Below are 23150 nucleotides of genomic sequence, written 5' to 3'. Positions count from 1 at the left end.
TTTCGCTATCCGGCCGTCGTCATCAGCCCTCGTCACCGCGGCCCGGTGGGAAGTCGGGAATCCCCGGATCCTCCGTCTCGCCCGGCCCGCCCGGCTCCTCCGGTTCGACCGGAACCTCGGGCTCCACCGGAACCTCCGGCTCCACCGGGACCTCGGGCTCGGGGTTCTCCGGCTGCTGCGGCTCCTGCGGCTCCCGGGGTTCCTGCGGCTGCTGGGTGGCCGGGTCCGGGGCCCAGTTCTCCGTGTTGCCGCTGAACTCGGGGCCGGGGAAGGACTCGCGTTCGTAGCCCTCCATGGCGCGGCTCATGTACGAGTTCCACATCGAGGCGGGCAGACCGCCACCGGAGATGTTGTGCCCCGGGATGCTGAAGCTCTCGTTGTTACCGCTGTAGACCCCGACCGCCGTGGACAGTTGCGGGGTGTACCCCACGAACCAGGCCGCGACGCCGCCGTCGGTGGTACCGGTCTTACCCGCCACCGGGTGGTCCCACAGCCGCGCGGCCGTACCGGTACCGCCGTTGACGGCCTGCTCCAGGGCGTAGGTGACGTCGGAGGCGGTCGACTCCTTGAGAGCGCGCTCGCCCTCGACCTCGGGCCGCTCGTTCTCGCCCTCCTGGTTCACGACCTCCTTGATGACGTGCGCCTCCATGTGCACACCGCCGTTGGCGAAGGTCGCGTACCCGCTGGCCTGGTCGATCGGGCGGACGCTGGTGGCGCCCAGCGGCATGACCGGGACCAGCTGGTTGTCGTCGATACTGCCGTCCGGCAGGCCCACGTCATAGGCGGTCTGTCGGACCTCCTCGAAACCGACCTCCTGGGCCAGCTCGATGAAACCGAGGTTGTTGGACACCGTCGTCGCCTGGGTGAGCGTCATGACGCCACCCGGGGCGTTGCCCGCGTTCTGCACCCGGGAGCCCGCGATGTCCCTCGGCCCGCGGCCGTCCACCGTGGAGTTGAGGCCGTAGCCCTGCTCCAGTGCGGTGGCCAGCACGTAGGGCTTGAACGCCGAACCCGCCTGCGCGGCGCCGAGGAAGGAGCTGTCGTACTGGTTCTGCACGTAGTCGTGTCCACCGTAGAAGGCCAGCACCTCACCGGTCTTCGGGTCGATGGTGGTCAGCCCGATGTTGACGCCCTCGGGGAGGTCCTCCGGCGGGACCATCTCCTCCACCGCCTCGTAGGCGGCGTTCATCATGTCCTCGTCGAAGGTCGTGACGATCTTGTAGCCCTGGCGCTGGATGTGGTCCTCGGTGAAGCCGAGGTCGGCCAGCTCACCCATGGCCTCCTGGAGCATGTACCCGCGGTACCCGGAGATGTTCTCCACGGTCTTCTCCGGCTCGGGCGCCGGGAACTCCATCGCGTCGGCCTCGGCCTGGCTGATCGCCCCGGTCGTGACCATGCCGTCGACGACGTACTGCCAGCGGTTCTCCATCGCGGGCGTGGTCTCCACGTCCGCCTGGCCGAACCGGGTCGGCTGCTGGATGGCGGCGGCCAGGAACGCGGCCTCCTCCGGGGTGATCTCGTCTACGTCCTTGTTGTAGTACGCCTGCGCGGCGGCCTGGACGCCGTAGGACATGCGACCGAAGTAGATGGTGTTGAGGTACTGCTCCATCACCCACTCCTTGTCCTCGCTCTGATCCACCTTGATGGAGATGATGATCTCCTGGATCTTGCGGGACACGGTCTGTTCCAGGGAGACGCCCTCGTAGTAGTTGCGGACCATCTGCTGGGTGACGGTCGAACCGCCCTGCACCTGCTCACCGGTGACCGTGGACCACACGGCACGCATGGTGCCGCTCAGCGAGACACCGGGCTCGGTCCAGAACCCGCGGTCCTCGGCGGAGATGACCGCTTCGACGACGTGGTCGCCACCGGCCACCATCTCCTCGTAGGTGATGACGTCGCGGTCGGTCCCCCGGTAGGCGAACTCGGTCTCACCGTCGGCGAAGTAGAAGGTCGAGCCCTGCTCCACGGCGTCGGCCTTCGCGGCGTCGGGCACCTCGACGGTGCTGTAAAGGAACGCGAAGGCGCCGCAGGCCAGGATGATGAGCAGGCCGGTGACCACGAGGAAGGCACGCAGCAGCCGCAGCCAGAGCGGCTTCTTGCCCTTCTTTTTCTTGCCGGACTTGTCGCCGGGCCCCTTGGGGCCACCGGGACCACCGGGCGGACCCTTGGGACCGCCGGGGCCACCAGCCGCACCGCCTGCGCCGTGTGCAGCCGCCGGGCCCCGCTGCTGTCCGCCGGAAAACCCCTGAGGGTCACCGGAAGTACCAGGAGGCGTGGCACCGCCTGGCGGAATGGCCGCCGCGGCGGCAGCGCCGGGCACCGATGCACCGGACTCGCTGTCGGAGGACTCGGAGCCCTCCGACGAGGGTCTGTCCGAGACGTAGTCGGACAGCCGCCGGGGCTCGGGCCACAGGGCAGCCGTCTCCGCGTCGGCGCTCTCCCCCGCCGACGCGGACTCCGCGCGGTGCTCGGCCTCGGGAGGAGCAGCCGCGAAGGGCACCGTACCCGGGGCGGGCGCGGGCATGGCCTCGGTCCGGGGCTCGTCGGAGTCCGTCGGGGTGTGCTCCTGGTCGTCGTCCTCGTCCGGGAGCTGGAAGGGCTGGGTCGCGGGTCCGGTCTCGGCCACAGCGGCAGCCGCGGCCACCGGGTCACCGACGGACTCGTCCTGCCCCCGCGCCGGGATCTTCTCCGTGGCGGGCTCGGAGTCCGGCTCAGGTTCGGAGGAGTCCGGCTCAGACTCGGAGTCCGGCTCAGCGGAACCCTGGGGTTCCTCGGCCTGAATCCCCTCCGTCCGGGGCTCCTCGGGCTCGGCACCGCCATCGCTGTCGTCCTCAGCCGCCGCGTCCGCGGTCTCCGGGGTATCGCTCGGCGGAGTCTCCGACTCCAGGGAGCTCATATCACCGGTTTCGAAGCCTTGTTCAGCCAAGGTCTGCGCTACGCGGTCACGGAAGAAGGTGCCACTCGTCTTGAAGGCGATCGGCCCGGCGATGAATTCCGGTTCGGGCAGGCCGTCGTCCTCCTTCTCCTCAGCCGACGCCTCCCCTGTGGATTGATCCTCACCAGCGGTGGGTACGTTGTCACCCTGGGGGGTCGCATGACTGGACAGCTCCTCAGCAGAGGTGTCGTTCGTCTCCGGCGTGTTCGAGTCAGGACGCTGTCCATCCGTCCCGCCACTGCCGTGTGTGCTCTTGCTCAGCTCCCCGCCCCCAAGGCAAATCACGTCCGGCACTGTGCCGTCCTGGTGTTTGACGCGCGAGTGCCCCTGATCGGTTCAGTTCAATTCGGGACTGAAGCGGTATTCACAGGGAAATCGCCACCATCGCTCCACCCTCACCGCCACGATACCCGCACGTAATCGTGTCAAGGTCAGATACGTAACCACGCGGTCACTTCTTACCGAAGGCTTACCCTTCGAAGGCGTGTCTCAGGCAGGGTGTTGAGTCACCCGCATTAGCGACCCCTGACACAACGGTGACCAGGGAAAATCACCGAGCGTACACAGAAGGGGCCGGGGGCGTATGGCAGGCCCCCGGCCCTGGGATCAGGCGACGCGCTCCAGGACCCGCATGGAGCCGACCGCACGAACCTCCTTGAAGTTCCCGGAGTCGAGGGCGCGACAGTAGATGTTGTAGGGCGGACGACCGCCGTCCTCGGGGTCGGGGAACACGTCGTGGATGACGAGAGCACCCCCGACAGCGACATGCGGGGACCAGCCCGCGTAGTCGTTCTGGGCGGCCGTCTCGCTGTGCCCGCCGTCGATGAAGAGCATGCCGAGCTGGGTGCCCCAGACCGCGGCGACGTCGACGGAGGCCCCGGCGATCGCGATGACCTCGTCGTCCAGGCCCGCCTTGGTGATGGTGTGCCGGAAGTGCGGCAGGGTGTCGAACTTCCCGGTCACCGGGTCGATGAGCGAGGCGTCGTGGTACTCCCAGCCCTCCTGGTGCTCTTCGGACCCGCGGTGGTGGTCCACGGTGATGATCTTCGCCCCGGACAGCCGAGCAGCGGCTCCCAGAAACACGGTGGACTTTCCACAGTAGGTACCGATCTCGACGACCGGCCCACGGTCGGCGTATTCCAACGCGGTCTCAAAGAGGGCCAGCCCCTCATCAGTGGGCATGAAGCCCTTCGCGGCCTCAGCAGCAGCCAGCAGATCCGCGGGGATTGTCTTCGTCATACCGAAATTCTCCCACCGCCAGAATCCCCCCTCACCAGCGCCCCAACTCCAATCACCCGCAAGGCCCGATCATGCGCTGCTGTCAGCCGCACCCCACCCCCACCCCCGCATTCACATGTTCACAAACCCCCACAACAAAAAAGGAAGGGGCCCGCTCCGAAGAACGAACCCCCTCCCCTCAAGAAAAACCGTGGCAGCGACCTACTCTCCCACCCCATCACAGAGCAGTACCATCAGCGCAAGGAGACTTAACGACCGGGTTCGGAATGAGACCGGGTGTGACCCTCCTGCTAAAACCACCACGGAAACCAACAACCACCATGACTCAACCCCGAAAGGGAATCACGACAGCCAAGCTTTCGTGAACAAGCGTGCGCGAACATCCAATTATCTGCAGCGGACAAGCCCTCGGCCTATTAGTACCGGTCAGCTCCACCCCTCACAGGGCTTCCACATCCAGCCTATCAACCCCGTCGTCTACAGGGAGCCTTACCCTCTCAAAGGAGGCAGGAGACCTCATCTCGAAGCAAGCTTCCCGCTTAGATGCTTTCAGCGGTTATCTCTCCCGAACGTAGCCAACCAGCCATGCCCTTGGCAGGACAACTGGCACACCAGAGGTTCGTCCGTCCCGGTCCTCTCGTACTAGGGACAGCCCTTCTCAAGTCTCCAACGCGCACAGCGGATAGGGACCGAACTGTCTCACGACGTTCTAAACCCAGCTCGCGTGCCGCTTTAATGGGCGAACAGCCCAACCCTTGGGACCAACTCCAGCCCCAGGATGCGACGAGCCGACATCGAGGTGCCAAACCATCCCGTCGATATGGACTCTTGGGGAAGATCAGCCTGTTATCCCCGGGGTACCTTTTAGCCGTTGAGCGACACCGCTTCCACACGCCGGTGCCGGATCACTAGTCCCAGCTTTCGCTCCTGCTCGACACGTCCGTCTCACAGTCAAGCTCCCTTGTGCACTTACACTCAACACCTGATTACCAACCAGGCTGAGGGAACCTTTGGGCGCCTCCGTTACTCTTTGGGAGGCAACCGCCCCAGTTAAACTACCCACCAGACACTGTCCCCGAACCGGATCACGGTCCAAAGTTAGATGCCCGAAACAGTCAGAGTGGTATTTCACCAACGCCTCCACCGCCACTAGCGTGACAGCTTCACCGGCTCCCACCTATCCTACACAAACCATCCCAAACACCAATGTCAAGCTATAGTGAAGGTCCCGGGGTCTTTCCGTCCTGCTGCGCGAAACGAGCATCTTTACTCGTAGTGCAATTTCACCGGGCCCATGGTTGAGACAGTGGGGAAGTCGTTACGCCATTCGTGCAGGTCGGAACTTACCCGACAAGGAATTTCGCTACCTTAGGATGGTTATAGTTACCACCGCCGTTTACTGGCGCTTAGATTCCTAGCTTCGCCGGGGCGAACCCCAACTAACCAGTCCTCTTAACGTTCCAGCACCGGGCAGGCGTCAGTCCGTATACAGCGTCTTACGACTTCGCACGGACCTGTGTTTTTAATAAACAGTCGCTTCCCCCCGCTATCTGCGACCCCACCCAGCTCAGGATGCAAGATCCGTCACCAGACAGGGCTCCCCTTCTCCCAAAGTTACGGGGACAATTTGCCGAGTTCCTTAACCATGGTTCACCCGAACGCCTCGGTATTCTCTACCTGACCACCTGCGTCGGTTTAGGGTACTGGCCACACACGAACTCGCTAGAGGCTTTTCTCGACAGCATGGGATCACTCACTTCACCGAAAACGGCTCGGCATCACGTCTCAACCTTCACGAGAGGCGGATTTGCCTACCCCTCGGCCTACACGCTTACCCCCGGACAACCACCGCCGGGTAGAGCTACCCTCCTGCGTCACCCCATCACTTACCTACTACAAGCTCGGGTCCCAGACCAGCTCAGAGGCGCTCCCCGAAGGGACCACCAAGAACCAGCGTGGTTAGCATCACCTGATTCGGTACTGGACGCTCGTGCACGGGTACGGGAATATCAACCCGTTATCCATCGACTACGCCTGTCGGCCTCGCCTTAGGTCCAGACTCACCCTGGGCGGATTAACCTGCCCCAGGAACCCTTAGTCAATCGGCGGCAACGTTTCTCACGTTGCTTTCGCTACTCATGCCTGCATTCTCACTCGCACACCCTCCACCACTCGATCACTCGGCAGCTTCACTGGATGCACGACGCTCCCCTACCAACCCAAGTCTAAACTTGGACTTCACAGCTTCGGCGGTGTACTTAAGCCCCGCTACATTATCGGCGCAGAACCACTTGACCAGTGAGCTATTACGCACTCTTTAAAGGATGGCTGCTTCTAAGCCAACCTCCTGGTTGTCTCAGCAACTCCACAACCTTTCCCACTTAGCACACGCTTAGGGGCCTTAGCTGATGATCTGGGCTGTTTCCCTCTCGACTACGAAGCTTATCCCCCGCAGTCTCACTGCCACGCTTCACTTAACCGGCATTCGGAGTTTGTCTGACGTCAGTAACCTTGTAGGGCCCATCAGCCAAACAGTAGCTCTACCTCCAGCAAGAAACACGTGACGCTGCACCTAAATGCATTTCGGGGAGAACCAGCTATCACGGAGTTTGATTGGCCTTTCACCCCTACCCACACCTCATCCCCCAGATTTTCAACTCTGGTGGGTTCGGGCCTCCACGAGGTCTTACCCCCGCTTCACCCTGGACATGGGTAGATCACTCCGCTTCGGGTCCACAGCATGCGACTCAAACGCCCTATTCAGACTCGGTTTCCCTACGGCTACCCCACCCGGGTTAACCTCGCCACACACCATGACTCGCAGGCTCATTCTTCAAAAGGCACGCCATCACCAAAGACAAGCTTCAGCTCTGACGGCTTGACAGCACACGGTTTCAGGTACTATTTCACGACCCCTCACCGGGGCACTTTTCACCTTTCCCTCACGGTACTAGTGCACTATCGGTCATCAGGACGTATTTTGGCTTAGCAGGTGGTCCTGCCAGATTCACACGGAATTTCTCGGGCTCCGCGCTACTCGGGAGAACATCAACACCTAGACTCTTCCTTCACCTACGGGACTCTCACCCACTCCGGTACCGCTTCCCAACGGATTCAGCTAGAAAAATCATCGGCGCTCCAGGCCGACAGACCTGAAAAGATGCATCCCACAACCCCGCACACGCAACGACTGCCGTCTATCACACGCATGCGGTTTAGCCTCTTCCCCGTTCGCTCACCACTACTAGGAGAATCACTGTTGTTTACTCTTCCTACGGGTACTGAGATGTTTCACTTCCCCGCGTCACCACCAACTACCCTATACATTCAGGTAGCGGCAACCCGACACAACTCGGGCTAGGTTTCCCCATTCGGACACCCGCGGATCAAAGCTCGGTTGACAGCTCCCCGCGGCCTATCGTGGCCTCCCACGTCCTTCATCGGCGCCTGATGCCAAGGCATCCACCGTGTGCCACTATCACTTGGCCACTACAGATAATAAGATGCTCGCGCACACTATTCACAAATCAAAACACCAACCACAAACTCCCCTACCTCAAACCACAACCCCGATCCCCACAAGGAGAACCAGAGCCATGGGAGTTACTGGAGGTGGTAGCGGGATGCAACCCACAAAGGATTGCTTCCTCAGATACCCAACAGCGCGCCCCCCGACGCTTCTAGTCGCCAGGGGTCAAGTCCGATTTCACTTCAGCCACTCCCGAGTCGCACCAGACCCTCAAGGCCCGGACGCTCAGGTCCACTTTCGAGTCCGGCCGGCTGTAGAAAAAGCGCCGACCTGTAAAGACTCCTTAGAAAGGAGGTGATCCAGCCGCACCTTCCGGTACGGCTACCTTGTTACGACTTCGTCCCAATCGCCAGCCCCACCTTCACTCATTCCCTCCCCGAAGGGTTAGGCCACAAGTTTCGGGTGTTGCCGACTTTCATGACGTGACGGGCGGTGTGTACAAGGCCCGGGAACGTATTCACCGCGGCGTTGCTGATCCGCGATTACTAGCGACTCCACCTTCATGGGGTCGAGTTGCAGACCCCAATCCGAACTGAGACCGGCTTTAAGGGATTCGCTCCACCTTACGGTATCGCACGCCCATTGTACCGGCCATTGTAGCATGTTTGCAGCCCAAGACATAAGGGGCATGATGACTTGACGTCGTCCCCACCTTCCTCCGAGTTGACCCCGGCAGTCTCCTATGAGTCCCCACCATAACGTGCTGGCAACATAGAACAAGGGTTGCGCTCGTTGCGGGACTTAACCCAACATCTCACGACACGAGCTGACGACAGCCATGCACCACCTGTCACCCACCAACTAAATGACCCTGTATCTCTACAGGTCCACGGGTGATGTCAAACCTTGGTAAGGTTCTTCGCGTTGCGTCGAATTAAGCAACATGCTCCGCCGCTTGTGCGGGCCCCCGTCAATTCCTTTGAGTTTTAGCCTTGCGGCCGTACTCCCCAGGCGGGGCGCTTAATGCGTTAGCTACGGCGCGGAAACCGTGGAAAGTCCCCACACCTAGCGCCCAACGTTTACGGCATGGACTACCAGGGTATCTAATCCTGTTCGCTCCCCATGCTTTCGCTCCTCAGCGTCAGGTAAGGCCCAGAAACCCGCCTTCGCCACCGGTGTTCCTCCTGATATCTGCGCATTTCACCGCTACACCAGGAATTCCAGTTTCCCCTACCTACCTCTAGCATGCCCGTATCCACTGCAGAACCGGAGTTAAGCCCCGGTCTTTCACAGCAGACGCGACACGCCGCCTACGAGCTCTTTACGCCCAATAATTCCGGACAACGCTCGGACCCTACGTATTACCGCGGCTGCTGGCACGTAGTTAGCCGGTCCTTATTCCCCACCTACCGTCAACCCCACGAAAACGTGGAGCCTGCGTTGGTGGTAAAAGAGGTTTACAACCCGAAGGCCGTCATCCCCCACGCGGCGTCGCTGCATCAGGCTTTCGCCCATTGTGCAATATTCCCCACTGCTGCCTCCCGCAGGAGTCTGGGCCGTGTCTCAGTCCCAGTGTGGCCGGTCGCCCTCTCAGGCCGGCTACCCGTAATCGCCTTGGTAGGCCGTTACCCCACCAACAAGCTGATAGGCCGCGAGCCCATCCCTGACCGACAAAACTTTCCACCCGCCACCATGAGGTGACAGGTCATATCCGGTATTAGACGGCGTTTCCACCGCTTATCCCGGAGTCAGGGGCAGGTTGCTCACGTGTTACTCACCCGTTCGCCGCTCGTGTACCCCGAAGGGCCTTACCGCTCGACTTGCATGTGTTAAGCACGCCGCCAGCGTTCGTCCTGAGCCAGGATCAAACTCTCCATAAAGGTCAAACAACCCATCCCGGCGACCGCGAGGGTCAGCCTGGGGTGAGTAAACCTAGAAGAAATCCTGACCGATCATCTTGCGATGACCAATCAAAGGAACCCTACGCACCGAAGTGCGTCGGGGCCAAAACAAACATGGCTTAAAGAAAATCAAACACGCGCTGTTGAGTTCTCAAGAAACAATCACTCTTCCCGTACAAGCGCCGGAACCAGCTGGTTCCGTCTGCTCTTCCGTGGAAGGCTTTTCTTTTCTGCGTCCCGTTCGCTTTCGCGTCCGGCTCGCTTCGTTGTGTCTTTACTTTATCAGGTGTTCCGCGCCCCGCCAAATCGGCGGTTTGTGTTGTTCCTGATCGGGGTAAAGCCCCTTGTGCTTTTCCCAGCCTAGCGTTTCCTCGGCGGTGTTTTCACCGCGTTGTTTCCGCTGGTCTGTTCGAAGCAACTCCCCGAGCCTACATGCTCCGAGTGTGTGCTCGGACCATCTGGCTTGGAAGAGGATGTCTGTGATCGCGGCACGGTGCTGAGCCAGAACCCAAACAGGGCCTGCTCGCCGTCCCGCAGCGACTCAGTGAGTCTAGGTAACTGATCCGAAGACGTCAACTCGGCCCGGACCGTGGGTAAAACCCCGATCTGCCCGGACGGTCCGCGTTGGCCTGGGAGCCCCCGTCAACTGCGGGTTCTCGCCCTGGTCCGCGGAGCGACGCCTCGATCTACCCGGCTCCCACACACGGGAACCAGTGCTTCGCGTGGCTTGCTTGTCAGACAACAGCAATCCTCCCCAAGCGGCGCGGGGGCAAACACGGGGGCGAGGATTTTTTCTCGCCGACCGTCTTGCCGGTGCCCTCGCCGTCTGCCGTCCGCCTGCCGGTGGAACGGCTGAGGGGGTGGGCGCCGGGTCCGGCGCCCACCCCCTCAGCTGTTCAGAGACCACTCAGATCATTCGGGCGAGTTCGCCAGCGAGCTTCCGGAAGGCGATCCCCCGGTGGCTGATCGCGTTCTTCTCCTCGGCCGACAGCTCCCCGGCCGTACGGCTCTCCCCTTCGGGAACGAAGACCGGGTCGTAGCCGAACCCGTTCTCGCCGCGGCGTTCGCCGACCAGCCGTCCACGCAGCACACCCTCGGCGACGACCTCGGTCCCGTCCGGCATGACCAGGACCGCCGCGCAGACGAACTCCGCTCCCCTGCGCTCGGCGGGGGTGTCCGCGAGCTGGTCGAGCACCAGGTCCAGGTTGGCCCGGTCCTGGTCGCCCGCGCCGAAGCGCCCGGCCCAGCGCGCGGAGAGCACGCCCGGCATCCCCCGGAGCTCGTCCACGCTCAGGCCGGAGTCGTCCGCGACCGCCGGCAGTCCCGTATGGGCCGCGATCGCCCGAGCCTTGAGCAGGGCGTTGCCGATGAAGGAGGGCTCGGTCTCGGGGACCTCGGGCGCGTCCGGGAACCCGTCCAGGGACAGAACCTCGGCGTCCACCCCGGCCTCGGCCAGGATGGCGCGCATCTCCGGGACCTTCTTCGCGTTGCGGGTGGCGAGTACGAGCTTCAATGTGCCTCCTCCGGGAACGCCGCCGATACGGTCTCCGGTCCGGAAACCGACGCCGTTCGCGCTCCTCACTCGGACAGGGCCTTCTTCTGGATGGCGGTCAGCTCCTCGCACCCGCCCGCGGCGAGGTCGAGCAGCTTGTTGAGGAGTTCGCGGTCGAAGGCGGCGCCCTGGCCCTCGGCCGTGCCCTGCACCTCGACGAACTTGCCGTCTCCGGTCAGCACGACGTTCATGTCGGTGTCGGCGACCGAGTCCTCCAGGTAGTTCAGGTCCAGCCGGGGCTGGCCCTGCACCACACCGACGCTGACCGCGGCGACCGAGCCGGTCAGCGGGTTGTTCTTGAGCTTGCGGCGCTTGCGCAGGTACTTCATGGCGTCGGCCAGGGCCACGTAGGCACCGGTGACCGCCGCGGTACGGGTACCGCCGTCGGCCTGGAGCACGTCGCAGTCCAGGGTGATGGTGTGCTCCCCCATCGCCTTGAAGTCGACGACGGCGCGCAGCGAACGGCCGATCAGGCGGGAGATCTCGTGGGTCCGGCCGCCGATCTTGCCGCGCACCGACTCGCGGGAGCCGCGGGTGTCCGTGGAGCGCGGGAGCATCGCGTACTCGGCGGTGACCCACCCCTCGCCGGTACCCCGGCGCCAGCGGGGCACGCCGTCCTCGACGGTGGCCGCGCAGAGCACGCGGGTGTCCCCGAACTCGATGAGCGCGGAGCCTTCCGCGTGGCGGAGCCAGTTGCGGTGGATGTTCACGGGGCGGAGTTGGGTCGGAACGCGTCCGTCAGGTCGGGCCATGGACACGAGCGTATATCCGGACGGTGCCGAGCGGTGCTGCCGCGGACCCGCGCCCGGTGGGACCCGCGCCACAGCCTCCAGTTTCCAGCGCCAGTCACAGGACCCCAGCCCACCCCCGGCCCAGACCTCGGCTCCGCCAGCTCAGGCGCCGATCTCGCGGACCTGTCCGCCGCGGGCCAGTTCGATGGGGCCGTCGTAGGTGCTGCGCGCCTCGGTCATCGTGATGTCGTCGTCGTTCCACGGCACCAGATGGGTGAGCAGGAGTTTGCGCGCCCCCGCCCGGGTGGCGTGGTCGCCCGCCTCACTCCCGGTGAGGTGCATGTCCTTGGGGTGTTCGACGTGGTCGTGGAAGGCCGCCTCGCACAGGAACAGGTCGGTGTCCCGGGCCAGTTCGACGAGCGAGTCGCAGGAGCCGGTGTCACCGGAGTAGGTGAGGCTGACGCCCCCGTGCTCCAGGCGGATGCCGAAGGCGTCGACGGGGTGGTTGACCCGGGCCACGCGCGCGGTCATCGGGCCGATCCGGAACTCGCCGGGGGTGAGCTCGTGGAAGTCGAAGACCTCTGTCATCCCGGGGTCCGGCGCCAGGCCGTAGATCTCGGCGAGGCGGTTGGCGACGCCCTCGGGTCCGTACACGGGGATGGGGTCCTTGGACCCGCCGGGCGCGTACATGCGGGCGACCCAGTAGGCGCACATGTCCGCGCAATGGTCCGTGTGCAGGTGGCTGAGGTAGACGGCGTCCACGGAGTAGAGGTCGGCGTAACGCTGGAGGGGACCGAGCGCGCCGTTGCCCAGATCGAGCAGCAGGCGGAAGCCGTCCGCCTCGACCAGGTAACAGGAGGCCGGGCTGTCCGGCCCGGGAAAGCTCCCGGAGGACCCGATAATCGTGAGTCGCACGTCGTCGTCGCCTTTTCGATCGGCCGCACTGCCTGTGGCCCCCTGGGTGACTGTGCGGGGAGAGCGGTGAGCGGCTGGTTCTGCGGATGTCCCGTTGTTACGGGTGTACCCCAATGGCCGCCCAGGTGGTACAAAATGTGGCCCGCATCTCAGGCGACGTGCATCACGTGTGAATTTTTCACACCGATTGACCAGCTTTGACCGATTTCTCGACTCGGGTTCGGGTCACAGCAGGGATCACACGCCACCGTGCCGGAATCGGGTAGGAGGGCCGGGTCGCCCGGCCCTCCCCCCACACCACCGGACATGCGGGCCCGCATCCGGCGGTTCGTCAAACTGATCTCAACCGCTGCCAGGTCGGCTTGAGCATCCGCAGACCAAAGCCCTCCCAGTAGGAGTTGGGCAGCGCCTGCTGAAGGACGACCGAGCCACCGATCCGCCAGTACCCCTTGCTGCTGATCACCCAGTCCCGGGCCACACGATCCGAGATACCGAGCGAGCGCAACATCCGGCGGCGGGTCCTGGCCCGCTTCCATTCCTTCCAACGGACCTGCCGCATCCTGCGGCGGAGCCATTCATCCAACCCCTGGAACACCCTGGGGGTGTCCGCGAGCCGGAAGTAACCCATCCACCCGACGATGAACCGGTTCAACCGGCCGATGCGATACTCCATCGCAACCGACCACCGGCGCGAGGTCAGCTCCCGGATCCGCACCTTCCAGCGCCTGAGCGCCTTGGGATCGACCCGGATACGCACCCCGGCCCGGGTGAAGTAGAAACCGAACCCCAGCAACGTCGCGACGGATGCCGGAACCACCTTCGACTTCTCCCGGTTCACCTTCAGCTTCAACCGCTGCTCGACCACGACCGTGATCGAGTCGAGCACCCTGTGAGCGGCCCGCCTGCTACGCGTGAAGACACGGATGTCATCGGCGTAGCGCACGAACCGGTGACCGCGACGCCACAGCTCCCGATCCAGGTCGTCGAGCATGATGTTGGACAGGACCGGCGAAAGCGGAGACCCCTGCGGGGTCCCCTGCGCGCTCGGCATCTTGACCCCGTCCGCCATGATCCCGGCTTCCAGAAAGGACCGGATCAGTCGCAGCACCCTGCGGTCGTCAACCCTGCGCGCCACCCGGGCCATCAACACATCGTGCTGGACCCGGTCGAAGAACCGGTCCAGGTCGATGTCCACGACCCATCGGTGGCCGTCCTCAATAGCCCGCCGCGCGACCCGCACCGCCTGATGGGCGGACCGGCCGGGACGGAACCCGAACGAAGACCCGGAGAACTCCGGGTCGAAGATCGGGGTGAGGACCTGCGCGATGGCCTGCTGGATCAAACGGTCCAGCACCGTGGGAACACCCAGCATCCGCTCGCCGCCCCCGGGCTTGGGGATCATCACCCGGCGGACCGGCGAGGGCCGGTATCTCCCCGCGTCGAGTTCTTCCCGAACGCCCTCCCAGTGCTCGCGCAGCCATCCCCGCAGATCAGCGGTAGTGACTCCATCCACACCCGGGGCACCCCGGTTGGTCTCGACCCGTTCGAGCGCCGCGGCCAGGTTCGCGCTGGACAGCATTCGCTGCCACAGATCCCCCTGGCCGTGGTGGACATCGTCTCCAGGCCGCGCCGACAGGTCACTACGCTCTACGGCGGTACTCAACGGAAATGCACCGTCCCCTCCCACCGCAGGCCCGCCTTCGGCGGGGTGGCTGCGATCTGTGTGACCAGCACGAGCGGCACCGGTTCCTCTGTCCCATTTGACGTTCGGCCCTTCCCAGCCCACGAGCGATCCCGGCTGGTACTACGACCTCTGCTGACTTCTGCCCGGTCAGCCGCTCCCTTGCGGTCGCGGCCGTCGGCGCGGCGACATACTCAGCACAACCGACACCCGGACAGACCTCCCCAGGTAAGAACAGCTACTTTCCCCCTACGCCTGCCGCATCTACACCCCGGCCGTCTTGGCAGTGACGGGCTTCGCCATCCATGGCTGGCTCACCCCGACCGGACTGCCTTGTATGCGGTTCGTGTTCCTCAGTGCAGGGTTTCGCCTCGGGCTTCCTCCCGACCCCACCTCGCGGTGACGCCGTTGCCTCCGGCTCAGAGTTAGCACTGCCGCTTCCTCTAGCTTGGCGTTTAACCTCGAGCCCGTGACCGGATACCGTCCCGGTCACGGGCTTCGTTGTTTCCCGGACAGCACAACGGCCTTCGCGTGATCATGTGCTTCAACCACGAACACACCTGATCACAACGAAGGCCGTCACCATGAGTCTGCTGCACCAGCACACCCCTGTCGAGCCACTGTCGACATTGGCCCGATTCCGCTCCCAGTTCCACGCCTGCCTGACCACACGTGCTGACGCCCTCTTCGAGGTCTGCGAAGCCCTGGTCAGCACCCCGACCCCCGTGCGCCACCTGGCACAACTCTCCCTGGAGCCCGAACACCACCGCGGCCACGGCTCGGCCTACGCCGCCCTGGCCCACGGAAGCATCGACACCACCCAACTGCGATCGATCCTGGCCTCGCTGCCCCTGCCCCGCTTCCACGGGCGCATCGTGTTGGCCTGCGATGTCTCCCCCTGGCTGCGCCCGGACGCCTGGACCAGCCCTGACCGGGCCTGGTGCCACACCTACGGGCGCGGCACCGGCCAGGCCGAGATGGTCCCGGGCTGGCCCTACTCCATGATCGTCGCACTGGAAGAGGGCTCCACCTCCTGGACCGCGCCCCTGGACCTGCGCCGCCTGCACAGTGACGAGGACCCCACCACCGTCACCGCCCACCAAGTCCGCCAGCTGATCGCCCGATTGATCAGGGCTGAACACCACCAGCAGGGCGATCCCGACATTGTGGTGGTGGTTGACGCGGGCTATGACAGTCCTCGTCTGGCCTATCTGCTCGCTGATCTGCCCGTTCAGGTGGTGGGCCGGTTGCCCTCCAACCGGGTGCTCTACGGCCCAGCCGAGCACCGACCGATCTCAGCCAACGGGCGCCCGCCCAAACACGGGGCTGCCCTACGGATGGCCGCCCCCGATACCTGGCCCGAGCCGGAGACGGTGACCACCGCTGCCACCCGCCGCTACGGCAGTGCCACCGCGCGCTCCTGGGATCGGATGCATCCCCGGCTGACCCACCGCTCAGCCTGGGCCGAGCACCCCGGTGAGCTACCGGTGATCGAGGGCACCCTGGTGTTGTTGCAGGTGCAGGCTTTGCCCTCGCGGCGCGATCCCAAACCGTTGTGGTTGTGGTCCTCAGCCACCGGCATGCGCTCAGAGCAGGTCAGTCAGATGTGGTGGGCTTATTTGCGCCGGTTCGACATCGAGCACACCTTCCGCTTCCTCAAACAGTCGTTGGGGTGGAACGCACCCCGGCTACGGGACCCGCGATCGGCGGACCGGTGGTCCTGGCTGGTCGTGGTGGCCTATACCCAGCTACGTCTGGCCCGGTTGTTGGCGCGTCAGGTCAGATTGCCCTGGCATCGGCTGGTGGAAGCGGACCGGATGAGTCCGGCGCGGGTGCGTCGGGGGTTTCGGTACATTCGCGCTGACCTGCCGGTGTGTGTGGGTGCACCGAAATCCTGCGGGCCTGGTCCGGGGCGTCCGGTGGGGAGCCAGAACAAGCGTCCAGCTCCCCGATACGGGGTTCCCAAGAAGAACAAAACGGGCACTACGGGGCACCCCGGAGCCAAGCAAGCAGGTTAAACGCCAAGCTAGAGGACTTCCACCTCCAAGCAACTGCCCATGCTGGGCACACCACGACGGAGGCCAGCTCCCCGGTGGGGAACCGGCCTCCGCGATGCTTCGGGCCCGGGGCTCGAAGGCCCAGGATCCAAGGCCCGGTACTCAGCGGCCAGGCTCCGGCTCAGGCCCAGAGCTGCCCGTCCAGGCGCTCCTCCGCCTCCTCGAGGGTTCCCTCGTAGGCGCCGGTGGAGAGGTACTTCCAGCCGGCGTCGGCGATGACGAACGCGATGTCCGCGCGCTCACCAGCGCGCTCCGCCTTTCGGGCCACCCCCAGCGCCGCGTGCAGGGCACCGCCCGTGGAGACGCCCGCGAAGATGCCCTCCTTGTCCAGGAGTTCACGGGTCCGCTTGAGCGCGGCGTCCGAGGGCACCGAGAAGCGCGTGGTGAGCACGGACTCGTCGTAGAGCTCGGGGACGAACCCCTCGTCGAGGTTGCGCAGCCCGTAGACCAGCTCGCCGTACCGGGGTTCGGCGGCGACGACCTGGATCCCGGGCCGCTGCTCACGCAGGTAGCGGCCCACACCCATGAGGGTGCCCGTGGTGCCGAGCCCCGCCACGAAATGGGTGATCTCCGGCAGGTCGGCCAGCAGCTCGGGCCCGGTGGTCTCGTAGTGGGCCCGGGCGTTGGCCGGGTTTCCGTACTGGTACAGCATCACCCAGTCGGGATTGGCCGAAGCCATCTCCTTGGCGACGCGGACGGCCTCGTTGGAGCCGCCCGCCGCGTCGGAGTAGTGGACCTCGGCACCCCACATGGCGAGCAGCTGCTTGCGCTCGGCGGAGGTGTTCTCCGGCATGACGCACACCATCCGGTAGCCGCGCAGCTTGGCGACCATGGCCAGCGAGATACCGGTGTTCCCCGACGTCGGCTCCAGGATGGTGCACCCCGGTGAGAGCAGCCCGTCCTTCTCGGCCTGCTCGATCATGAAGAACGCGGCGCGGTCCTTGATCGAGCCGGTGGGGTTGCGGTCCTCCAGCTTCGCCCACAGCCGGACCTCCGGCGAGGGCGAGAGCCGGGGCAGGCCGACCAGCGGCGTGCCGCCGAGGGAGTCGAGCAGGGAGTCGTAGCGCATGGCTTCCTTAGCGGGAGCCGCCGGCGACGGCGGGAAGGATGGTCACCTTGTCACCGTCGGAGAGCTTGGCCTCAAGCCCGCCGACGAAGCGGACGTCCTCGTCGTTGAGGTAGACGTTGATGAAGCGGCGCAGCTTGCCACCGTCCACCAGGCGTTCGGCGATGCCGGGGTGGTTGCTGTCCAGGTCGGCGATGAGCGCGCTGATGTTGTCGCCGGAACCCTCGACGACCTTGGCGTCGCCGGTCAGGTTGCGCAGGATGGTGGGGATGCGGACCTCGATGGCCATGAAGGGGACTCCGTAAACGGTCGTTGTTGTGCGTTCATGTCCAACAGGCGCCTCGTCACTCCCATTCCGGGGACGTCCCGGAGTGTGGCGTGGACAACAGCCCTGCTGGGGTCCTGCCCGGTCGTCAGCGGGACCGGTCGGTCACGCGTGCCTACCGGCCTACCGGCGTGCTGGCCTACCGGCCGCCGTCGGCCCCGACGATCTCCACCGGTTCCTCGGTGACCTCGCCGTCGATGATGCGGAAGGAGCGGAACTCGGCGGTGTCGGCCTCACGGGTGGACACGAGGACGTAGTGGGCCTGGGGCCACTGGGCGTAGGTGATGTCGGTGCGCGAGGGGTAGGCCTCGGTCGCGGTGTGGGAGTGGTAGATCACCACGAACTCCTCGTCCAGGTCCCACAGCTCGTCGTAGACCTTCTTGTACTCGGTCGAGTCGAACTCGTAGAACGTCGGGGAGCGCGCCGCGTTCAACATCTCGATGACCCGCTCCGGACGGTCGGAACCCTCCGGGCCCGCGACGACACCACAGGCCTCGTCGGGGTGGTCGCGGCGCGCGTGGGCGACGATCTGGTCGTGGATGGAGCGGTCGATCCTCAGCATGGGACCAGGGTACCCACAACTTCTTCTCTACCAACCAGGTGGGTATTAATGAACGGCAATGCGGCGGAGGTCACTCCGACAGCCCTCCCGAAAGCCCTCCTCCGAGCCCCGCCCGGCGCAGGTGGGGCACCCGCACCGGCCGTGCCCCGAACACGTAGGCTCGCCCCTATGAGCGAGGACAGCAGCAGCGCGCTGCTCACCGATCACTACGAACTGACGATGCTCCAGGGAGCTCTGCACAGCGGGGCCGCCGCACGCCGGTCGGTGTTCGAGATGTTCGCCCGACGCCTGCCCGAGGGCCGCCGCTACGGGGTCGTGGCGGGAACCGGGCGTTTCCTGGACCTGCTGGAGCGCTTCCGCTTCGGCCGCGAGGAACTGGACTTCCTGTCCGACCACGGCGTCGTGGACGAACCCACACTGGATTGGCTCTGCGAGTACCGCTTCTCCGGGAACGTGTGGGGCTACGGCGAGGGCGAGGCCTACTTCCCGGGTTCGCCGATCCTGGTCGTGGAGGGCACCTTCGCCGAGTCCGTGATCCTGGAGACGCTCGCGCTGTCCGTGTACAACCACGACAGCGCGATCGCCTCCGCCGCCACCCGGATGTCCGTGGCCGCGGGCGACCGCCCCCTGATCGAGATGGGCTCGCGCCGCACCCAAGAGCGCTCGGCCGTGGCCGCGGCCCGCGCCGCCTACGTGGCCGGGTTCGCGACCTCCTCCAACCTGGAGGCCGGGCGCAGCTTCGACGTACCGACCGGCGGTACGGCCGCGCACGCCTTCACCCTGCTGCACGACAGCGAACGGCACGCGTTCAAGGCTCAGCTGGAATCCATGGGCGAGGGGACCACGCTGCTCGTGGACACCTACGACGTCGAGCGCGCGGTGCGGCACGCGGTGGAGCTGGCCGGGCCCGAGCTCGGCGCGGTCCGGCTCGACTCCGGCGACCTCGCGGCGACCGCCTCCCGGGTCCGTACCCAGCTGGACTCCCTGGGCGCGACCCAGACCCGCATCGTGGTCACCGGCGACCTGGACGAGCACTCGATCCAGGCCCTGGCGGTGGCACCGGTGGACGGGTACGGAGTGGGTACGTCCCTGGTGACGGGTTCGGGCGCACCGACCGTGTCGCTGGTGTACAAGCTGGTGGCGCGGGCCCGCGGCCTGGAGCCGCAGGCCCCGTTGGAACCGGTCGCCAAGCGTTCGGTCGGCAAGCCCAGCCGGGGCGGGCGCAAGTGGGCCCTGCGGCGGCTGGACGACAAGGGGATCGCGGTGTCCGAGGAGGTCTATCCGCACGAGCCGGCCGAAACGGTCGGGACCCGCCCGCTGCTGCGGCAGCTGGTCGCCGACGGTGAGGTGGTGGGGCGCGAGACCGTGCACGAGGCTCGCGCACGCCACCGTGCGACCGTGGCAGAGCTCCCCGAGCAGGCACTGCGGATGTCCCGGGGCGACGCCGCGTTGCCGACGGTCTTCCACTAGAACTCCAACCAGACCGCATCCTCTGAGAAGAAGGCAGGTGCCGACATGACCAGGGCACTCATCGTGGTGGACGTACAGAACGACTTCTGCGAGGGAGGGAGCCTGGGTGTGAACGGCGGGGCCCGTACCGCGGCCGCCGTCACCGAGCACGCGCGCACGGGCGGCTACGACCACGTGGTGGCCACCCGCGACCACCACATCGACCCCGGTGCGCACTTCTCGGAGAACCCCGACTTCGTGGACAGCTGGCCCCGGCACTGCGAGGTGGGCACCGTCGGCGCGGAGTTCCACGCCGACTTCGACGCCTCCGTGGCCGAGGAAGTCTTCAGCAAGGGCCAGTACACGGCGGCCTACAGCGGTTTCGAGGGCACGGCCGGGGACGGCGAGACGACCCTGGCCGGGTGGCTGCGTTCGCATGGCGTGGACGAGGTGGACGTGGTGGGGATCGCCACCGACCACTGCGTCCGCGCGACCGCCCTGGACGCCAGCGGCGAGGGTTTCCGGACCAGGGTGCTGCTGGGTCTGACCGCCGGGGTGGCTCGGCCGACGGTGGACTCGGCCCTGAACGAGCTGCGCGAGGCGGGTGTGGAGCTGACGGGCGAACCGCTGGTCGGCTGAGCCCCACCCCGCTCGCACGACGGAGCGGCCGTGACCCGAGGGGTGACGGCCGCTCCGTGCTCTTGCCCGGGAACCGGGAACTAGTCGATGCCGATGGCCGCGCGGACGTTGGTCAGCACCCGGCGGGCCCGCTCGCGGGCGCGCTCGAGGCCGGAGGCGAGGATGTCGTCGAGCTCGGTCTCGGAGGCCATGAGCTCCTCGTAGCGCTCGCGCTTGGGACCGAGTTCGGTGTTGACCGCCTCGAAGAGCTCCTTCTTGAGGTCGCCCCAGCCCATGCCGCCCGCTTCCAGGCGTTTGCGCACGTCGGCCACCTTGTCGGCGTCGGCGAAGTGCGTGAGCAGCTGGAAGGGGATCGAGGTGTCCGGGTTCTTGGGGTCCTCGACCGGGGTGGAGTCCGTGGGGATCCGGTTGATGGCCTTGCGGAGCCTCTTCTCCGGCAGGAAGAGCGGGATGTGGTTGTCGTAGGACTTGCTCATCTTGCGGCCGTCGGTGCCGGGCAGGATGCTCGCTTCGCTGTCGTCGATGACGCCCTTGGGGATGGGGAAGCTGTAGCTGTCGCCGTACCGGTGGTTGAAGTACCCGGCGATGTCTGCGGTGTACTCGATGTGCTGGGACTGGTCGCGGCCCACGGGGACGCGCTGGCCCTCCATGATGAGGATGTCCGCGGCCATCAGCACGGGGTAGTTGTACAGCCCCATGTTGATTCCGGCGTCGAGCTCGGTGATCCCGGCCTCGTTGTTGCGGTCGCGCGCGGCCTTGTAGGCGTGCGCGCGGTTCATGAGGCCCTTGGGGGTGAGGGTGCTCAGGATGGTGGTGAGCTCGAAGGTCTCGGGGATGCTGGACTGCCGGTAGAAGACGGTGCGCTCGGGGTCGAGTCCGCAGGCCAGCCAGGTGGCAGCGCCCGACCGGATGCTCTGACGGAGTTCGTCCGCGTCCTTGATGATGTTGAGCGCGTGGTAGTCCGCGATGAAGTAGAAGGTGTCGTAGACCTCGGCCGCCGCCAGGGCGGGCTTGATCGCGCCGATGTAGTTGCCCAGGTGGAAATCGCCGGTGGGCTTGATCCCGGTCAGATAGGTGCTCGCTGCCATGCGTCCAGCCTATCGACGCCCGCCACCGGATTCCCGCCCGCCGCCCGGCCCCCCACGCCCGGCCGCCTCCGTCCGACCCGGTCAGGCGTTCCACGAGGGCGCCAAGGCGCGCCTGGCGCTCGCTCTCCCACATCCGCTGGTCCCGGGTGAGGGCGGCCAACCCGTGCACGGCGGCACGGGCGTGGCCATGGTCGCGGCCGGCGTGGTCCTGGCGAAGGGCCGCGCCGGCAGAGGCACCGGGCTCGCTGACGTCAGCGAGCCCGTACGGTCGTCATGAAGGCGTGAGCGAGACGGATACCGAGGCAGCGGGGCCCTGGGCCGGGGTACGCGGGTGCAACGCGAGCCCCACCGGAGCGGAACGACGGGCCTACCCGCACGGACGCACCCTTCAGGACGACCTCGCCGACCGGCGGGACGACAGGCTGACAGGGACGGATGCCTGGTAGCTGAAGGCGGCGCCCCCGGGGTTCCGGGGGCGCCGCACTCGTGCGCTCGGATCAGGCGCGGGCGTCGGAGCCGCGGAACGCGGCCCAGTGGTCGATCATGCGGCGGGCCTGGCCCTGGGTGAAGTGGGTCATGCAGAGGTCGTCGCTGTAGTTCATGAAGTTGGTGACGGGGTCCTTGCCCGGCAGGTGGGGGCAGGAGTTCCGGCCCTTGGGGCAGCCCGCCGCGGCCTCACGTTCGTACGGGGTGTCGTCCACGTAGTCGCCCGGGCTCTGGCAGCCGTTCTGGAACGTGTGGAACAGCCCGAGCCAGTGGCCCACCTCGTGGGTGCCGGTGTGGCCCTCGTTGAAGCGGTCGCGCTCACCACCGGGGAGGGTGTCGTACGCGATGACCACGCCGTCCTGCGCCGGGTGGTTCGCGTAGCTCTGCGGGAAGGTCGAGTAGCCGAGCAGCCCGGAGTCGAGTGCGGTGGTGTAGACGTTCAGGGTCTCGGGGCCGCCCTGGCGCAGGCGGGACCGGATGGTCTCGCGGTGCCGGTTGAAATCGCCGAACCAGGCGTTGTCGGCGTGGCGGGTGACGGCGGACAGCTCGAAGCGAAAGCCCGTGTCGGTACCCTCGGAGCCGCGCGCGTAGTCCCCCCGGTAGGCGCGGTTGAGCACGTCGATCTGGTCCCGGATCCGCCGGTCGCTCACGTCACCCCGGCCGTCCTCGGCGGAGATCACGTGGACGACCACCGGAACCGTGTACGGCGGGGCGAGCTCGCGGCCGCGCTGGGCGACCAGGGCCTCGCGAAGCTGTTCCTCGTACTCGGCGGCCTGCTCCGGGGTGACCTCCACCCCCTCGGCGGCGCCCGCGCCGGGGTCGGCGACCCGGGTCTGCGACTCCCGGGCCGCCGTGTCGGCGCTGTCGGGCGCCCGGGGCTCCTGCACGGGAGGGCAGTGGTCGTCGAACGCGGCCACCGCTCCGGGCCCCGGGGGCTCGGGGTCGGCGGGTTCCGGCAGCGTGGTCGCCACCAGACCGGTCAGCGCGAGTGCGCACAGGGTCAGGCCGGACCAGGTCGCGGCTGAGCCTCCGCGCGGGCTTCGTCCAATCAC

14 protein-coding genes and 3 rRNA genes are annotated in these 23150 nt (G+C 66.0%); 3 read left to right on the top strand and 14 right to left on the bottom strand.

Annotated elements, in window-relative coordinates; genetic code table 11:
• Positions 1-22: 22 nt before the first annotated feature.
• From HNR07_RS32825 to ltrA, 9 genes are all read right to left on the bottom strand, one after another.
• Positions 23-3232 (bottom strand): transglycosylase domain-containing protein, encoded by a 3210-nt coding sequence (locus tag HNR07_RS32825; RefSeq protein ID WP_184370545.1) that lies wholly within the window; start codon positions 3230-3232, stop codon positions 23-25.
• Positions 3233-3544: 312 nt separating this feature from the next.
• Entirely contained in the window at positions 3545-4177 is a 633-nt protein-coding gene (locus tag HNR07_RS32820; protein WP_184370529.1) for a class I SAM-dependent methyltransferase, read from the bottom strand.
• Positions 4178-4365: 188 nt separating this feature from the next.
• Positions 4366-4481: ribosomal RNA gene (gene rrf / locus HNR07_RS32815) — 5S ribosomal RNA — on the bottom strand.
• Between the two features lie 91 nt (positions 4482-4572).
• Positions 4573-7666 (bottom strand): 23S ribosomal RNA (locus HNR07_RS32810).
• A gap of 327 nt (positions 7667-7993) precedes the next feature.
• A 16S ribosomal RNA gene (locus tag HNR07_RS32805) occupies positions 7994-9526 on the bottom strand.
• Together the 16S, 23S and 5S rRNA genes form the textbook arrangement of a ribosomal RNA operon.
• 928 nt (positions 9527-10454) lie before the next feature.
• Positions 10455-11060, bottom strand: coding sequence for an RdgB/HAM1 family non-canonical purine NTP pyrophosphatase (gene rdgB / locus HNR07_RS32800; protein ID WP_184370525.1), 606 nt, complete (start codon positions 11058-11060; stop codon positions 10455-10457).
• Positions 11061-11125: 65 nt separating this feature from the next.
• Positions 11126-11851, bottom strand: a complete 726-nt coding sequence (gene rph, locus HNR07_RS32795; protein ID WP_083926917.1) for a ribonuclease PH — start codon at positions 11849-11851, stop codon at positions 11126-11128.
• Between the two features lie 141 nt (positions 11852-11992).
• Positions 11993-12745 (bottom strand): MBL fold metallo-hydrolase, encoded by a 753-nt coding sequence (locus HNR07_RS32790; RefSeq protein WP_184370522.1) that lies wholly within the window; start codon positions 12743-12745, stop codon positions 11993-11995.
• Between the two features lie 331 nt (positions 12746-13076).
• Positions 13077-14324, bottom strand: a complete 1248-nt coding sequence (gene ltrA / locus HNR07_RS32785) for a group II intron reverse transcriptase/maturase (RefSeq protein ID WP_184361336.1) — start codon at positions 14322-14324, stop codon at positions 13077-13079.
• A gap of 686 nt (positions 14325-15010) precedes the next feature.
• Between ltrA and HNR07_RS32780 the strand changes: the two genes are divergently transcribed.
• Positions 15011-16444, top strand: a complete 1434-nt coding sequence (locus tag HNR07_RS32780) for an NF041680 family putative transposase (protein WP_184360963.1) — start codon at positions 15011-15013, stop codon at positions 16442-16444.
• Positions 16445-16604: 160 nt separating this feature from the next.
• Here HNR07_RS32780 and HNR07_RS32775 read toward each other — a convergent pair whose 3' ends face one another.
• The 3 genes from HNR07_RS32775 to HNR07_RS32765 form a co-directional block, all read right to left on the bottom strand.
• Positions 16605-17552: a PLP-dependent cysteine synthase family protein gene (locus HNR07_RS32775; protein WP_184370519.1), complete on the bottom strand. Its 948-nt coding sequence runs from the start codon at positions 17550-17552 to the stop codon at positions 16605-16607.
• Positions 17553-17559: 7 nt separating this feature from the next.
• A complete protein-coding gene (locus HNR07_RS32770; protein WP_017584649.1) occupies positions 17560-17838 on the bottom strand; it encodes a MoaD family protein in 279 nt (92 codons plus the stop codon).
• 175 nt (positions 17839-18013) lie between these two features.
• On the bottom strand, positions 18014-18436 hold the full coding sequence (locus HNR07_RS32765; protein WP_184370516.1) for a Mov34/MPN/PAD-1 family protein: 423 nt from the start codon (positions 18434-18436) through the stop codon (positions 18014-18016).
• 168 nt (positions 18437-18604) lie between these two features.
• Here HNR07_RS32765 and HNR07_RS32760 point away from each other — a divergent pair, with 168 nt between their 5' ends.
• Together HNR07_RS32760 and HNR07_RS32755 are read left to right on the top strand one after the other, a co-directional pair.
• Positions 18605-19906: a nicotinate phosphoribosyltransferase gene (locus HNR07_RS32760; RefSeq protein WP_184370513.1), complete on the top strand. Its 1302-nt coding sequence runs from the start codon at positions 18605-18607 to the stop codon at positions 19904-19906.
• Between the two features lie 45 nt (positions 19907-19951).
• Entirely contained in the window at positions 19952-20524 is a 573-nt protein-coding gene (locus HNR07_RS32755; RefSeq protein ID WP_184370511.1) for a nicotinamidase, read from the top strand.
• Between the two features lie 80 nt (positions 20525-20604).
• On the opposite strand, the gene HNR07_RS32750 is transcribed toward HNR07_RS32755, so the two are convergent.
• Positions 20605-21612, bottom strand: coding sequence for a tryptophan--tRNA ligase (locus HNR07_RS32750; RefSeq protein WP_184370509.1), 1008 nt, complete (start codon positions 21610-21612; stop codon positions 20605-20607).
• 497 nt (positions 21613-22109) lie between these two features.
• Positions 22110-23150, bottom strand: coding sequence for a zinc metalloprotease (locus HNR07_RS32745; RefSeq protein ID WP_184370507.1), 1041 nt, complete (start codon positions 23148-23150; stop codon positions 22110-22112).

This window comes from Nocardiopsis metallicus (assembly GCF_014201115.1).
GTDB lineage: Bacteria > Actinomycetota > Actinomycetes > Streptosporangiales > Streptosporangiaceae > Nocardiopsis > Nocardiopsis metallicus.
This window is presented reverse-complemented; position numbering and strand designations above follow the sequence as displayed.